Consider the following 14,543-nt stretch of genomic DNA (forward strand, 5'->3'; position numbering starts at 1 on the left):
TCCAGCTCGGCGGCCTGCGCGTCGGTAAGGACGAATCGGCCTTCGATACGTTCGTCGGCTACGCCGGCAACGTCATCAACGACACGCTCGTTCCCTACGGCGATTTCGACACCAACGTCGTCCAGTACTACTTCGACGCCGGCAACGGCTTCTCGGCAGTGGTCTCGCTGGAAGAAGGTAACGCCAATGACACGATCGACAGCTATGTTCCGCATGTCGTCGGCGGCGTGAAGTACACGCAGGGCTGGGGCGCCATCACCGGTGTCGTCGCCTATGACAGCAATTACGAAGAAGTGGCCGGCAAGGTTCGCCTGGATGTGAACGTCTCCAACGAACTCTCGCTGTTCATCATGGGCGGCTACGGTTCGGACGACAATCTCAACGATAACCTCAGCAATCATGTCGACGCCAACGGTCGCGGCTTCTACAAGATGTGGGGTGGCAATTGGGCAGTGTGGGGCGGTGGCACCTACAAGTTCAACGAAAAAACCTCGTTCAACGCTCAGGTGTCTGCTGACGATTGGAAGAACGTCGGCGTTGCCGCGAACATCGCTTACGACGTTGTGCCGGGCTTCACGGTCACGGCCGAAGTCGACTACCTCCATGCAGGCCGATTTGGCGATGTCAACTATGTTAACCCATCGTTCACACCGGCCGACAAGAAGAACAGCATCGGCGGCCTCCTCCGCTTCCAGCGCTCGTTCTAATATATTTCGACTTGTCGAAATCGAAAACCCGGCGGGCAACCGCCGGGTTTTTTACGCCGGGTTCCGAGAGACTCGTCAAATGCAGTTGAGCCGCCCCGAGACCGAGCCCCTGCACTTCTTGAAGGTTTGCGAGCGACAATAGCCAGCCGACGAAGCCGAGCCCCGGCAGCTCCGGCAGTCCGGCAGTGCGTGAGTTTTCGCGCCAAGCACTTCGAGCGTGTCGACCAGCAGAATCAATTGACCAACCGAGCGATTGTGTTGGGATCATCGGGTGCGGAATCACGCGCATCCGTAAGCTTCTTCAGCTCTATTTCTCAGCAGTGCCAACCAAATCGAGGAGACGTGCGCGCATGAGCGGAACGCAGGACTGGTCTGAGTTACGTGTCCGCCAAGTCGCCCAAAGCATCGATGAGTGGCTGGATCTCGCCTTCATAATTCTTCCAGCGCTTGACCGACGATTTGTAGATCGGTTGGCGAACCTGCCAGCGACTGGGTGTGTTGACCGAACCATCCCTGTCGAAAAAGCGCAGGCAGGCGTCATCCCAGGGCAGCCCAAGGTAATCGATGAGGCGGCGTGACTGCGCTTCCTGATCGTCGACCAGCGTCTCGTACTGATTTTCGAAGATCAGGTTCGGGAAAACCTCGTTCCAATGCTGCATCAGGCGGTCATATTCTCGATAGTACAGGCCGAGTGTCTTCAGGTCGGTGTTGTAGCTGTGCCCCTCGCCGAATTTCTGGACAAAACAAGAGACGCAATTGTCGATGGCGTCACGACGGCAATGAATGATTCGCGCGTTGGGAAAGAGAACGGCGATAAGACCGATCAGCTCAAAATTATGAGGCATCTTATCCACGATCCGAAGCGCGGCAGGCGCTCGCTCCCTCAGATAGGTCAGGTGCTCTTCGGCCAGTGTTCCGGACAGGTGTTCTGTGATCGACGCCATCGCATGGTTTAGCCTCCCGGCCGATGACTTTCTGAGGTCGATCGCATTCGCGACTCTTCTGAGTTTGCTTAGTTCCCCTGCGCCATGGACATCGGGATGACTTGCGCAAATTTGTTCCGTGAGTGTCGTTCCCGAGCGCGGCATGCCGACCACGAACACAGGAACTTCCGAAGGATTTCCGTAACCCGACCTGGCAGCCAGCATCTCAGGCGTGAAGGTCTCAATCAGTGAATCTACCCACCGACGGTATTGGTCGATATCGAAGTAGCGGCCCGAGGCCTGTTTGGCCTTGTTGAAATGGCCGAATGCATCCTTATAGCGCTTGAGGTCGTTCAGCACCTTGCCGGCCGCCAGATGGAGCTTCTCTACGCCGTCCAGATCAAGCTTGGGATTGCCGAGTTCACCAACGATGGATTGTAGTTCCTTTGGCTCTTCGGTGAACTTTTGCGTCTGTACAAGGTCGTTGTAGGCAGTCGGCATTGCGATGCGACGTTCGATTGCTTCTTTAAGAAAGGCGGCGGCCTCGTCCATGCGCCCCAGGCTGCTGAGCGCGCTGGCCAGTCCTATCCGCACTTTGGGATGATCGCGGTTGATCTTCAGCGCCTTCTCATAGAGCGGCAAAGCCATGTCGGGTTTATCAAACTGGATATAAGCGTCCCCCAATGCACAAAGCGCTTCGATGAGACCTGGCTGCAACTCCAAGGCATACTGCATATGCTCGATTGCCGGTGAATATTCACTGACCTTCACATAGGCCGAAGCCAAACCAAGGTGGTAGTAGGGGTTTTTTGGTTCCTCGCCGACCGCTCGTGCGAAATATCGCAAGGCCGCCTCATCGTCGTAGCCCAGGCACACGGTCCCCAAAATATACAGGGCGAGCGGATGGTTAGGCGTGCGCGCCAGCACCCGAAGGCATAGGTCCTGAGCCTCGTTAAGCCGCTTGGCCTGCTGAAACTGATACGCCTGCTCCAGCAACGCATCGTCTGCCTGCGCAGGCGAAAGCGAATTTGCGTTGCGCAGATTTGGCTGCGGGAATTTGGGTTTCGGCCCGGTTTGGACCTTGAGGTGTTTGGACCAGGCAGGCGGCAGACGGTTGTTCATCACGTCTCGCTAGCAAAAGCGGCCGAAAGAATCCAGCGTTACGGATCTGCCCAGCGGCAACTTGCACCGACCCATCCGGCGCGCTAGCAAGAAGGCCCTTTCAAGCGAGCTTCCACCATGCACCAGCGCCCTCCCCTCATGCCGCTCATCGCAGCGCTTCCCTCGACGGTGCCGTTTGTCGGCCCCGAAGCGCAGGAGCGCGAGCGTGGCCGCGCTTTTCGCGCCCGCATCGGCGCCAATGAGAGCAGCTTTGGTCCCTCGCCGCGCGTCATCGCCCGCATGGCCGAGATCGCCGGCGACATGTGGATGTATTGCGATCCCGACAATCACGATCTGAAGGTGGCGGCGGCCGCGCATCACGGCGTAAAAGCTGAGAACGTCGTTGTCGGCGAAGGCATAGATGGCCTGCTCGCTCTGGTGGCACGCATGTATGTGGCACCCGGCGATGCTGTGGTCACATCGCTCGGCGCTTATCCGACCTTCAACTTCCACATCGCCGGTGTCGGCGGACGACTGGTGACGGTCCCTTACGAGAACGACCGGGAAAGCCTGGATGGCCTGCTGGCGGCGGTGCGCAGGGACAGGGCCCCGCTGGTCTATCTCTCCAACCCCGACAATCCGATGGGCAGTTGGTGGGAGGCGAGCGAGATCATCCGCTTCATCGAGGCGCTGCCGGAAACCACCATGCTGGTGCTCGACGAGGCCTATGGCGAACTCGGGCCGGCCTCGGCGCTGCCGCCGATCGATATCTCCAGGCCAAACGTCATCCGCATGCGAACCTTCTCGAAGGCGTACGGGCTGGCGGGCATACGCTGCGGCTATGCGATCGCCGAGGCCCAGGTGATCCGCGACTTCGAGAAGATCCGCAACCATTACGGCGTCAGCCGCATGGCGCAGATCGCCGGCGTCGAGGCGCTCGCCGATCAGCACTATCTGCAAAGCGTGGTGGCGCGGGTCGCGGCCGGCCGCCGACGCATCGCCGGCATTGCCGAGGCGAACGGGCTGAAGCCACTGGCGTCGGCGACCAATTTCGTCACCATCGATTGCTGCGGCGACGGCGCCTTCGCGCTGAAAGTTCTGCAAGCCCTGCTGTCGCGCGACGTCTTCATCCGCAAGCCGATGGTGCCACGGCTCGACCGCTGCATCCGCGTCAGCGTCGGCCTCGATCACGAGCTCGACATTTTTGCCGAGGAACTTCCCGGTGCTTTGGCGGCAGCGCGGGGCAATTAGGATACCGCTGGCGCGCAACCGGCAGCAAAAGCCGCCTACAAATCCATTTCCCAGGTCTGGCCGGTCAGATCCTTGCCGAAGCTGCGGTGGTGCTCCTGCGAGACCAGCCTGAAGCCGGCACGTTCGTAGATCGCGCGCGCCGCAACGAGGATGTCGTTGGTCCACAGAACCAGCTTGGCGTAGCCGCAAGCCCGGGCCTGGTTCACGCATTCCGCCACCAGTCGTTTGCCGATGCCGAAGCCGCGCGCCGACGCCTCGACATGCAGCATTCTCAGCTTGGCCACCTTGTCATCCTGATGAACCAGGAACACCGCGCCGACCGGCTGACCACCGCGCTCGGCGATCCAGCAGAAATCGCGGCCGGGCACGAAATTGCGAATGAAATCGGCGCCGATCTCGGCGAGCATGGCCTCGAACTCGATCGTCCAGCCATATTCCTCGGCATAAAGTTGGGCCTGGCGCTGCACGACCCAGCCGACATCGCCGACGCGGTGCGGCCGCAACGTCACCTCGCCGCTTTCACGGGTGGGATCACCCAGCAATTCCCCCGCCTTGCGCAAGGCGCTGCGCAGTTCATGCAACCTGTCGTCGGGTACGCTTTCGATCAGCCGCGCCGTATCCCGATCGGCCGCCGCCTGCAGCCTGGCAAGCGCTGCCTCGCCCCTTGCGGTCAGCGAGAGGACCCTTCGGCGCCGGTCAGCCGGGTCCGTTCTGGCCTCGGTCAGCCCCTGGCCCGCGAACTTGCGCAGGATCCGCGTCAGATAGGCGGCATCGACACGCAACTGTCTCGATATTTCGGAGGCCGCCGGGCCATTCTCCAGCCGAAAAGCCCCAACCAGGAAACCTCGCTCGCCGGCGATTTCGGCGGAAGCCGGGTTGCTGCGGTGACCCAGTTCGAACAGCACGCGCGCCTCGGTCAAAGTGAATGCACTTTGTGTCAGCGTCTCGTCGAGAAGGCCGACAGTGCGCGTGTAGAAGCGATTGAAGCGCCGGACATCGGCCACCAATGCGTTGCGTTCGTCCAACATTTGCGGCCAGCTCCTAATAAAGCAGTTCCATTTTCCTAAATTAGTGGACTGAGTCAATTAAATTCAAGGCCAGAAGGCCAGCTAAAGCCGGAAGGCCCAGCTATTGCGTCCGCGCGCAGGTTGCATTCCTCAGGCCGTGCGCCAGATTCAAAACGAGACAGGCTTGGAGAGATTCATGGCTGGGTCTACGGCAACGTGCAAGGCGTCGGCTTCAGAGCCTGGGCCCGGGATGAGGCCACGGGCCTTGGTCTTGCGGGGTGGGTTTGCAATGAAGCGGACGGGTCCGTAACGGCCGAGATCGCAGGCCTCGATGAGGAGGTCTCGACAATGATCGAGCGCCTCTGGAAAGGGCCGGCCGGGGCTTTGGTTTCCAAGGTCGACGTCGAGGAGTTGGAGGCAGACAACGCCTCTGTTGGGTTCAGGATCGTGGCATGAAGGCGGATTTGGATTGAGCGCCTTGAATTAATTAAACGTTCGTTTTATTATTGCTCCGCAGAGGAGCTGACATGGCACGCACCGCCGGGTCTGATGGCGAAAAGACCGAAGCGACCATTCGTGAGGCGGCGGTCAATCTGATCGCGCGTTTTGGCTACGAGGCGATGTCGATGCGACAGCTCGCCGCCGAGGTCGGCGTACAGGCGGCCGCACTCTACCGCTACTTTCCGACCAAGGAAGAGCTTCTGTTCACGCTGATGCGCGAGCACATGGAAGGTTTGACCGAAGCGTGGGAAACAGCTCGCCCGGTTAATGCGGATCCCGTGCAGCGGCTTTCGGCCTATGTCGAAAACCACATCACTTTCCACATCGAGCGACGGCACGCCACGCATGTGTCGAACATGGAATTGCGCAGCCTGTCGCCGGAAAGGCTGACGCAGATCCTGCGCATGCGCACTGCCTACGAGAAGGAGCTGCGCACCATCCTGCGCGACGGCGCCGAGACGGGCACCTTCAGCATCGACGACACCGGGCTGACCGCCATGGCGCTGATCCAGATGATGACCGGCGTCATCGTCTGGTTTCGGCCGGGCGAACGGCTGTCGATCGCTGAAGTGACCACAACATATCTTTCAATGACAATGCGGCTCGTCGGCGCGAAGATCGACGCCTACAGCGCCGCGCGTCCCTTCGGACGCGCAAAGGACGCTGCAGCATTTTGATTTTGCGCATGATCCCTTTTCGAATCAAAGTCGATTTTCGGGGTCATGCGCAGGGAGGAGAAAAATGTACACCAACACGCTCAGCTTCGGGCATGACGAAGAGATCGAGGCGCTGCGCGACATGGTGCGGCGCTTTGCCCAGGACCGGATCGCGCCGATCGCCGCCGACATCGATCGCTCGAATGAATTCCCGGTGCATCTGTGGGGCGAATTCGGTGCGCTCGGCCTGCTCGGCATCACCGCCGACCCCGATTTCGGCGGCAGCGGCATGGGATATCTCGCCCATGTGATCGCCGTCGAGGAGATTTCGCGCGCTTCGGCCTCGGTCGGCCTCTCCTACGGTGCCCATTCCAACCTCTGCGTCAACCAGATCAACCGCTGGGCGACGCAGGCGCAGAAGGAAAAATACCTGCCGCCGCTGTGCTCGGGCGAGCGAGTCGGCGCGCTGGCGATGTCGGAATCCGGCGCCGGCTCGGACGTCGTCTCGCTGAAGCTGCGCGCCGAAAAGCGCAATGACCGCTACGTGCTCAACGGCACCAAGATGTGGATCACCAACGGGCCGGACGCCGAGACGCTGGTGGTCTATGCCAAGACGGATCCGGACCAGAAATCGCGCGGCATCACCGCCTTCATCGTCGAGAAGGCTTTTGCCGGATTTTCCGTGGCGCAAAAGCTCGACAAGCTCGGCATGCGCGGCTCCAACACCGGCGAGCTGGTGTTTAGGGATGTCGAGGTGCCCTTCGACAACGTGCTGCATGAGGAAGGGCGCGGCGTCGAAGTACTGATGTCTGGCCTAGACTATGAGCGCACGGTGCTTGCCGGCGGCCCGATCGGCCTGATGGCGGCGTGCCTGGACGTGGCAATCCCCTATGTGCATGAGCGCAAGCAGTTCGGACAGGCGATCGGCGAGTTCCAACTGGTGCAGGGCAAGCTGGCCGACATGTACACGACGCTGAATGCCGCGCGCGCCTATGTCTATGCCGTCGCCGCCGCCTGCGATCGTGGCCAGACGACGCGCAAGGATGCCGCCGGCTGCGTGCTGTTTGCCGCCGAGAAGGCGACGCTGATGGCGCTCGACGCCATTCAGCTGCTTGGCGGCAACGGCTACATCAACGACTATCCAACCGGCCGCCTGTTGCGCGACGCCAAGCTCTACGAGATCGGCGCCGGCACCAGCGAAATCCGCCGCTGGCTGATCGGCCGCGAGATCATGGCGGAGGGGGTGTAGGTATGGCCACGTTGCAAACCCAGATCTCCCCCTCCTCCGAAACCTTCCGTGCCAATGCCGAACGCATGCGGGCGCTGGTCGCCGACATTGCGGAGAAGGCTGCCACCGTCGAGCTCGGCGGTTCGGAGGAAGCGCGTGAGCGCCATGTCTCGCGCGGCAAGCTTCTGCCGCGCGAGCGCCTTGCGCAATTGCTGGATGTCGGCTCACCCTTCCTCGAGATCGGCCAGTTCGCGGCATGGTCGATGTATGGCGAGGAGATCTCTTCGGCCGGCATGATCGCCGGCATCGGCCGCGTCGAAGGCACCGAGGTGATGGTCGTCGTCAACGACGCCACCGTGAAGGGCGGCACCTATTATCCGCTGACCGTGAAGAAGCATTTGCGGGCGCAGGAGATCGCGCTGCAGAACAATCTTCCCTGCATCTACCTCGTCGACAGCGGCGGCGCCAATCTGCCCAACCAGGACGAGGTGTTTCCCGACCGCGAGCATTTCGGCCGCATCTTCTACAACCAGGCCAACATGTCGGCATCAGGCATTCCGCAGATCGCCTGCGTCATGGGTTCGTGCACGGCGGGCGGCGCCTATGTGCCGGCGATGTCCGACGAGACGATCATGGTGCGCAACCAGGCAACCATCTTCCTCGGCGGCCCGCCGCTGGTGAAGGCGGCGACGGGCGAGGATGTCAGTGCCGAGGATCTCGGCGGTGCGGATGTGCACACCAGGCTTTCCGGTGTTGCCGACCACTATGCGCTGGACGACGACCATGCCCTCGCCATCTGTCGGCGCATCGTCAAGAACCTGAATCGGAACAAGACTGTAAGCCTGAACTCTAGGAGAGCGATTCCGCCGCTTCATCCGGCGGATGAACTTTATGGCATCGTGCCGACCGACCTGCGCCAGCCCTATGACGCGCGCGAGGTCATCGCGCGCGTCGTCGACGGTTCCGAATTCGACGAGTTCAAGCAGAATTACGGCACCACGCTGATCACCGGCTTTGCCCATCTCCATGGCATGCCGGTCGGCATCATCGCCAACAACGGCGTGCTGTTTTCCGAAAGCGCGCTGAAGGGCGCGCACTTCATCGAACTGTGCTGCCAGCGCAAAATTCCATTGGTCTTCCTGCAGAACATCACCGGCTTCATGGTCGGTCGAAAATATGAAGCAGGCGGCATCGCCAAGGATGGCGCCAAGCTGGTGATGGCGGTTGCCACCGCCAGGGTGCCGAAGGTGACTGTCATCATCGGCGGTTCGTTCGGCGCCGGCAATTACGGCATGTGCGGCCGCGCCTATTCACCGCGCTTCCTGTGGATGTGGCCGAACGCCCGCATCTCGGTGATGGGCGGCGAACAGGCGGCAACGGTGCTTGCCATGGTCAAACGCGAAGGCATCGAGCGCAAGGGCGGAGAATGGAGCGCCGAGGAAGAGGCGAAATTCAAGAAGCCTATCCTGATGAAATACGAGCATGAGGGCCATCCGCTCTATTCGTCCGCACGCCTCTGGGACGACGGCATCATCGACCCTGCGAAGACGCGCGACGTGCTGGCGCTCAGCCTGTCGGCCGCGCTCAACGCCGAAATCGAGGACACGCGCTTTGGCGTGTTTCGGATGTGAGAATGGACGGTCAACTTCGACAGCCAAACGGCGGAACTATACCGGCAGGCCGTTGCTGCCGTGTGAAAAGGCTGAACTGTATGGACCAAGCGATTGGCCAGTATAGGCGGCTTCGAATCTCAAACAGTGAACTGGCGGGGGGACAAAATATTCGCTACTGTTTATCCAGCATGGGGCAATGGGGACGGGCTGGAAATGAAACTGAAATATTGCCAGGGAACGGCTGCTTCGATACTTTCCGCATTTCTAATATTAACGGCGACCGGCATCAGCTCGGCGGAATCGCTCGCAGGACGCAAGGGAGACGTGCGTTTTCCGCCGACCTTGGGTTCGGGCGAATGCAACGTTGCCTACAAGGGTTACGTCGCGGCGAGCGGCCATTCGGCCTACGCCACAACCTTTTATTCGCGCGTTGTCGACCTCTACATCATCTGCGGGACGAAGCTCAACGCGCCGTCCCAGAAGGCGGCGGAAGAGACGGCGCTGCGCAATTGCCAGGCCGGCTTGACACGGTGGAAGCTCAAGACCGCGAGTGGCGGCTGCGCAATCTCGTCATCGAAATAAGCAACCGGCCGAGACTTTTTTGCGAATGGGGGAAGCAGAATGAAATCCGGGACCTGCAAACGAGCAGCCACCCCCATAGTGGCAGGCTTGCTGATGGTGGCGGCCTCCACCGCTGCCATGGCCGGATCGCTGGCAGGCAGCAGGGGCGACGTGCGCTACCCGGTGACCATTCCTATAGGAACCACCGGGGGCTGCGGGAAGGCCTATGCAGCGTATCTCGCAGCCGCAGGCCATTCGGCTTTCGCGGCGACGCCAATCGTTCCGGCGACCGAGTACTTCGTTTGCGGCGTGAAGCTGAATGCATCGTCACAAAAGGCGGCGGCGGAACTGGCACTGAAATCCTGTCAGGCCAGCAAAAGCAAATACAAGGTTACCGTCGCCGGCGCCTGCAGCATCGCCGCGTCCAAATAGACCGGAACGCGCCCGGTTTTTCTCCTTGGGGAAGACAAAATGAAATCCACGAATTCCAAGCGAACAGCCATGGCGATATTGGCCGGATTGCTGACGATCGCGGCGTGCGGCGCGGGCATGGCCGGCTCATTGGCGGGAAGCGAGGGAGACAAGCGTTTCCCGCCGTACCTGCCGCGAAATCCCAAGGATCCCTGCACCAAGGCCTACAAGGCCTATGTCGCGGCCGGTGGCCATTCAGCGTACGCAACCACTCCCTACGCACGGATAATGTCGTCGTACATAGTTTGCGGCGGCCACCTCAACGCACCATCTCAAAAAACGGCCGAAGAGTTGGCGATGAAATCCTGTCAGTCCACCCGCGGCCACTACAAAGTCACGACCGGCGGCAGTTGCGAGATCGCGGCCTCGAAGTAGGTACAGCCGACCGCAAGGTAGAGCACTTCCCTGGTAAGGGAGAGGTTTACTCCGAGGGCTTAAAAGGCTCGCGGGACAGCCCCCCCCTCTGTCCTGCCGGACAGAGGGGGGTGTTCAAGCGCCATGCTTCCCATGGACTTCGAACCTTACATGCGGAGGCTCCATGTTCGCCAAGATCCTGATCGCCAACCGCGGCGAGATCGCTTGCCGTGTCATCCGTACGGCTCGGAAGCTGGGCGTGCGTACCGTCGCCATCTATTCGGATGCCGACGCAAAATCCCTGCATGTCGAGATGGCCGACGAGGCGGTGCATATCGGCGCCTCGCCCGTCGGCGAAAGCTATCTGCGCGGCGACAAGATCATCGCGGCGGCCCTGGCAACGGGTGCGCAAGCCATTCATCCCGGCTACGGCTTCCTGTCGGAAAATCCCGATTTCGTCGACCAGGTGACAGCGGCGGGGCTTATTTTCATCGGCCCATCCGCGGCCTCTATCCGTGCCATGGGACTGAAGGACGCCGCCAAGCGGCTGATGGAAAAGGCCGGCGTGCCGGTCGTGCCGGGCTATCATGGCGAGGCGCAGGAGATCGTGCTGCTTGCCTCCAAGGCGCGCGAGATCGGCTATCCCGTACTGATCAAGGCGCGCGCCGGCGGCGGCGGCAAGGGCATGCGCCGGGTCGAGCATCCCGATGAGTTTTCCGAGGCGTTGTCCAGCGCACGGCGCGAGGCGAAAGCCGCGTTCGGCGACGACCGTGTGCTGGTCGAAAAATATGTCGACAAGCCGCGCCATGTCGAAGTGCAGGTCTTCGGCGACAATTTGGGCAATGTCGTGCATCTCTACGAGCGCGATTGCTCGGCGCAGCGCCGCCACCAGAAGGTGATCGAGGAATCGCCGGCGCCCGGCATGACGCCCGCTTTGCGCAAGGCGATGACGGAGGCGGCGGTGAAGGCCGCCAAAGCGATCAATTATTCAGGCGCCGGCACCATCGAGTTCATCGTCGATGCCTCGCAGGGCCTGAAGGCCGACCGCTTCTGGTTCATGGAGATGAACACCCGTCTGCAGGTCGAGCACCCGGTCACCGAAATGGTCACCGGCACCGACCTGGTCGAGTGGCAGTTGCGGGTCGCGTCAGGCGAAAAGCTGCCCAAGACGCAAAGCGAGATCGCGCTCGTCGGCCATGCCTTCGAGGCGCGCATCTATGCCGAGGACGCGGCAAAAGGGTTCCTGCCGGCGACCGGTACGCTGCATCATCTGAAATTTCCGGATGCGGCCCCGCAAGGCGCCACGATGCGCATCGAGACTGGCGTGCGAGCGGGTGACGCCATCTCGCCCTATTACGACCCGATGATTGCCAAGCTGGTCGTCCACGCAACGGACAGGCAGGCGGCTCTCGAAGCTCTCGGTGCAGTGCTGTCGCGAACCGAGGTCGCCGGCTCGACCGTCAACACCGCCTTTCTTGCCGCTCTCGCCGCCGATCCGGATTTCGCCGCAGGCGATGTCGACACCAGCCTGATCGCCAGGCACCAGACGGCGCTGACCGAGGTCGCGCCGCCGACCGGTGAAACCATCGCTGCCGCGGCCGTTGCGGCCTCCGGCGCCGGAGCATCGCCGTCACCCAACGATCCGTGGTCGTCGCTTGCCGGTTATGCGCATTTCCACAGCGTGGCGCGACGCACACGATTGAAGTTTGGCGAAGACGAAATCGTGGCGAAAGTTTCGGTGCGGCATGACGGGCGGTTCCAGGTGACGCTGGACAAGCCCTATGACGACACCAATTCGCATGATTTTCGCTCAACACCACGCCTCGCCCGCTGGCCAGGCCACATCACCGTGTTCGAAGGCGCCGTCGGCTACACCTTTACGGTGCCGGACCCGCTGGCACGGGCCGACGAGGCAGCGGCGGGTTCAGGCAGCCTGCGCGCGCCGATGCCGGGACTTGTCAAGCTGGTGCGCGTGGGAAAGGGCGATGCCGTGATCAAGGGCCAACCGCTGCTGATCCTGGAGGCGATGAAGATGGAACATACCATCGCCGCGCCGCATGACGGCGTGATCGCCGAGATTGCCACCGAGGGCGCGCAGGTGACCGACGGGACAGTGCTGGTGCGATTCTTCGAGGAACAAGCTATCCCGACCGCTGTAGCCAGCTGACGGTTTGAAGGTAAACAACAAAATGGCCGGGACGAACCCGGCCATTTCTCTATGCTATTCAGTCGCCGGGCCGGCGATTACTGCGCGATCGGCGCATATTTTCCGTCATGCCACTGGTTGATGTCGTAGCTGGCATTCTTGAGATCGCCCTTCTCGTCGAAGGTGACATTACCGACGACGGTGCTGATCGGCGTGCCGTTCTTCAGCGCCTCGGCAACCTTGGCCGGATCGTCGCTGCCGGCACGCTTGATGCCTTCGGCGAATGCCTGGATGGTGGCGTATGAGAACAGCGTGAAGCCCTCCGGCACGAAACCGCCGGCCTTGATTTTCTCGACGGCTGCCTTGGCTTCCGGCTTTGCCTGCGGATCCGACGGGAAGACGAACATGGTGCCCTCGCCGGCCGGGCCAGCGACCTGCCAGAATTCCGGCGAGGCGATGGAGTCCGGCATGATCAGCTGGAACTTCAGGTTCTGTTCCGCCGACTGACGCAGGATCAGGCCAGCTTCAGGATGGTAGCCGCCGAAATAGACGACGTCGGCTTTCAAGTCCTTGAGCTTGGTGACGAGAGCCGAATAGTCCTTCTCGCCAGCGTTGATGCCGTCATAATAGACCTCCTTGAGGCCGCCGGCATTCATCGTTGCCCTGACGGCGTCAGCCACGCCCTGTCCGTAGGCGCTCTTGTCGTGCAGGACGACGACATTCTTGCCGGCGAACTTCTTGGCGATCCATGGGCCGATGAAGGCGCCCTGCGCATCGTCGCGCGTATAAAGCCGCATGATCGTCGGCCAGCCGGCCTTGGCGGCCGCGTCGGTCAGCACCGGGTTGGAAGAAGCCGGGCTCATCATCAGCGCGCCGGCTTCGGCATAGACGGCCGAGGCCGGAATGCTCGAACCCGAGCAGGCATGGCCGTCGATGAACTTGACGCCATCGGCGACGACGCGGTTGGCAACCGACACCGCCTGCTTGGGATCGCACTGGTCGTCTTCGATATCAAGCTTGATCATCGACCCGTTGACGCCGCCAGCGGCGTTGATCGCATCGGCAGCGGCCTGTGCGCCCTGCTTGAACTGATCGCCGATGGTGGCGAGCTGTCCGGTCATCGGGCCGATCACCGCAAAGGTGATATCGTCGGCGAATGCGACCGGCGTGCTCATCATCAGGCCGAATATGGCCGCGTTCAAAATACTCAATTTTTTCATGATGGTAGAACTCCTCCACTCACGCGCGGCCGCCCCGGCCACGCTTCTTCCAGAGAGGCGGGACAATTTCATCCTTCATTCGGCCTGTCTAGGCGCATTGGCGCCGCTCGATTGGGCCTGCAAGACGTCATCCACGCAAAAAGCCACGCCAGCCTTGTTCCGGCTGGTCGTGGCTTTTTTGCCCGTCGAGCAATCTCCAGGCGCCCCGCCCCTAAAAATCCCGCTCAGCTTCCCTGTGTCGCGCACGACTGGGCCTTGCGGCCTGCCGCGTTCTTTCTCTTGCCCTCGTGACCGTCTTGCGCGGCCTTCAATTTCGCCGGGTCCGGCCGTCTGTGCGGCCTTGATCCCGGAGCTTCCCTGTCTTCGATAGGCCTGTCTGCGATTGGCAGATTTCAGTGCATGGTCATCCATTCGCGGGCTTCGCGAAGCGCCGTGGCGATCTCGACCTTCGACATGGCCGCCGACAGTTCCGAGCGCAGTTCCGCGGCGCGGGCCGAGCCCTTGATGGCGGCGATGTTGAACCATTTGTGGGCGGCAACGACATCGGTCTCGCAATCGCGGCCGGTCGCATACATCATGCCCAGTTCGAAAAGGATGTCGGCCTGGGCAGTTGCCCCCATGGCGCCGAAACCTGCTTCAAGCATTTCAAAACGTGCCATTTCAATCCCCTGTTTCCGGCCCCTGTCAGGCTCCCGAGAGCTGCCTTCTTTCGTCCTTGGCGGCTGCTCTTCCGATGCTTTCGAGAATGCCGTGCAGGCTTGAATCCGTCGTTAAATGGCGTGCTTAATTTGAGGAAAACAAAGC

General features: G+C 61.4%; 14 protein-coding genes. 10 read left to right on the plus strand and 4 right to left on the minus strand.

Going from position 1 to position 14,543, the window contains the following annotated elements; all coding sequences use genetic code 11:
• A partial coding sequence (locus tag AC0L2D_RS29270; RefSeq protein ID WP_473543653.1) for a porin occupies nt 1-707 on the plus strand: 707 nt, incomplete at its 5' end.
• A gap of 377 nt (nt 708-1,084) precedes the next feature.
• Here AC0L2D_RS29270 and AC0L2D_RS29275 read toward each other — a convergent pair.
• A complete protein-coding gene (locus AC0L2D_RS29275; protein WP_063171757.1) occupies nt 1,085-2,752 on the minus strand; it encodes a tetratricopeptide repeat-containing sulfotransferase family protein in 1,668 nt (555 codons plus the stop codon).
• Between the two features lie 117 nt (nt 2,753-2,869).
• Here AC0L2D_RS29275 and AC0L2D_RS29280 point away from each other — a divergent pair, with 117 nt between their 5' ends.
• Complete coding sequence (locus tag AC0L2D_RS29280; RefSeq protein WP_473543655.1) at nt 2,870-3,982, plus strand: pyridoxal phosphate-dependent aminotransferase; 1,113 nt, start codon at nt 2,870-2,872, stop codon at nt 3,980-3,982.
• A 35-nt stretch (nt 3,983-4,017) separates the two neighbouring features.
• Here AC0L2D_RS29280 and AC0L2D_RS29285 read toward each other — a convergent pair whose 3' ends face one another.
• Entirely contained in the window at nt 4,018-5,010 is a 993-nt protein-coding gene (locus tag AC0L2D_RS29285; RefSeq protein ID WP_013532604.1) for a bifunctional helix-turn-helix transcriptional regulator/GNAT family N-acetyltransferase, read from the minus strand.
• A gap of 171 nt (nt 5,011-5,181) precedes the next feature.
• Between AC0L2D_RS29285 and AC0L2D_RS29290 the strand changes: the two genes are divergently transcribed.
• From AC0L2D_RS29290 to AC0L2D_RS29325, 8 genes are all read left to right on the plus strand, one after another.
• On the plus strand, nt 5,182-5,445 hold the full coding sequence (locus AC0L2D_RS29290; protein WP_473543719.1) for an acylphosphatase: 264 nt from the start codon (nt 5,182-5,184) through the stop codon (nt 5,443-5,445).
• Between the two features lie 71 nt (nt 5,446-5,516).
• Complete coding sequence (locus AC0L2D_RS29295; RefSeq protein ID WP_224674144.1) at nt 5,517-6,167, plus strand: TetR/AcrR family transcriptional regulator; 651 nt, start codon at nt 5,517-5,519, stop codon at nt 6,165-6,167.
• A gap of 64 nt (nt 6,168-6,231) precedes the next feature.
• Nucleotides 6,232-7,395 carry an isovaleryl-CoA dehydrogenase gene (locus AC0L2D_RS29300; RefSeq protein ID WP_473543658.1) on the plus strand — a complete coding sequence of 388 codons (1,164 nt, stop codon included), beginning with the start codon at nt 6,232-6,234 and terminating at the stop codon, nt 7,393-7,395.
• A gap of 2 nt (nt 7,396-7,397) precedes the next feature.
• On the plus strand, nt 7,398-9,005 hold the full coding sequence (locus AC0L2D_RS29305) for a carboxyl transferase domain-containing protein (protein WP_224674142.1): 1,608 nt from the start codon (nt 7,398-7,400) through the stop codon (nt 9,003-9,005).
• A 93-nt stretch (nt 9,006-9,098) separates the two neighbouring features.
• Nucleotides 9,099-9,569 (plus strand): hypothetical protein, encoded by a 471-nt coding sequence (locus AC0L2D_RS29310; RefSeq protein WP_473543660.1) that lies wholly within the window; start codon nt 9,099-9,101, stop codon nt 9,567-9,569.
• A gap of 39 nt (nt 9,570-9,608) precedes the next feature.
• Nucleotides 9,609-9,980, plus strand: a complete 372-nt coding sequence (locus AC0L2D_RS29315) for a hypothetical protein (protein WP_473543662.1) — start codon at nt 9,609-9,611, stop codon at nt 9,978-9,980.
• A gap of 39 nt (nt 9,981-10,019) precedes the next feature.
• On the plus strand, nt 10,020-10,394 hold the full coding sequence (locus tag AC0L2D_RS29320; RefSeq protein ID WP_164770151.1) for a hypothetical protein: 375 nt from the start codon (nt 10,020-10,022) through the stop codon (nt 10,392-10,394).
• Between the two features lie 163 nt (nt 10,395-10,557).
• Complete coding sequence (locus AC0L2D_RS29325; protein ID WP_473543664.1) at nt 10,558-12,540, plus strand: acetyl/propionyl/methylcrotonyl-CoA carboxylase subunit alpha; 1,983 nt, start codon at nt 10,558-10,560, stop codon at nt 12,538-12,540.
• A 77-nt stretch (nt 12,541-12,617) separates the two neighbouring features.
• Here AC0L2D_RS29325 and AC0L2D_RS29330 read toward each other — a convergent pair whose 3' ends face one another.
• Nucleotides 12,618-13,739: an ABC transporter substrate-binding protein gene (locus AC0L2D_RS29330; RefSeq protein WP_013532613.1), complete on the minus strand. Its 1,122-nt coding sequence runs from the start codon at nt 13,737-13,739 to the stop codon at nt 12,618-12,620.
• 392 nt (nt 13,740-14,131) lie between these two features.
• Complete coding sequence (locus tag AC0L2D_RS29335; protein WP_013532614.1) at nt 14,132-14,398, minus strand: SEL1-like repeat protein; 267 nt, start codon at nt 14,396-14,398, stop codon at nt 14,132-14,134.
• Between the last annotated feature and the right edge of the window lie 145 nt (nt 14,399-14,543).

This window comes from Mesorhizobium sp. WSM4833, assembly GCF_055811095.1.

What these genes read in the sequence shown, in the direction of transcription:
- AC0L2D_RS29275 (WP_063171757.1), bottom strand. Translation starts at nt 2,752, where the DNA reads ATGAACAACCGTCTGCCGCCTGCCTGGTCCAAACACCTCAAGGTCCAA.
- AC0L2D_RS29280 (WP_473543655.1), top strand. Translation starts at nt 2,870, where the DNA reads ATGCACCAGCGCCCTCCCCTCATGCCGCTCATCGCAGCGCTTCCCTCG.
- AC0L2D_RS29285 (WP_013532604.1), bottom strand. Translation starts at nt 5,010, where the DNA reads ATGTTGGACGAACGCAACGCATTGGTGGCCGATGTCCGGCGCTTCAAT.
- AC0L2D_RS29295 (WP_224674144.1), top strand. Translation starts at nt 5,517, where the DNA reads ATGGCACGCACCGCCGGGTCTGATGGCGAAAAGACCGAAGCGACCATT.
- AC0L2D_RS29300 (WP_473543658.1), top strand. Translation starts at nt 6,232, where the DNA reads ATGTACACCAACACGCTCAGCTTCGGGCATGACGAAGAGATCGAGGCG.
- AC0L2D_RS29305 (WP_224674142.1), top strand. Translation starts at nt 7,398, where the DNA reads ATGGCCACGTTGCAAACCCAGATCTCCCCCTCCTCCGAAACCTTCCGT.
- AC0L2D_RS29315 (WP_473543662.1), top strand. Translation starts at nt 9,609, where the DNA reads ATGAAATCCGGGACCTGCAAACGAGCAGCCACCCCCATAGTGGCAGGC.
- AC0L2D_RS29320 (WP_164770151.1), top strand. Translation starts at nt 10,020, where the DNA reads ATGAAATCCACGAATTCCAAGCGAACAGCCATGGCGATATTGGCCGGA.
- AC0L2D_RS29325 (WP_473543664.1), top strand. Translation starts at nt 10,558, where the DNA reads ATGTTCGCCAAGATCCTGATCGCCAACCGCGGCGAGATCGCTTGCCGT.
- AC0L2D_RS29330 (WP_013532613.1), bottom strand. Translation starts at nt 13,739, where the DNA reads ATGAAAAAATTGAGTATTTTGAACGCGGCCATATTCGGCCTGATGATG.
- AC0L2D_RS29335 (WP_013532614.1), bottom strand. Translation starts at nt 14,398, where the DNA reads ATGGCACGTTTTGAAATGCTTGAAGCAGGTTTCGGCGCCATGGGGGCA.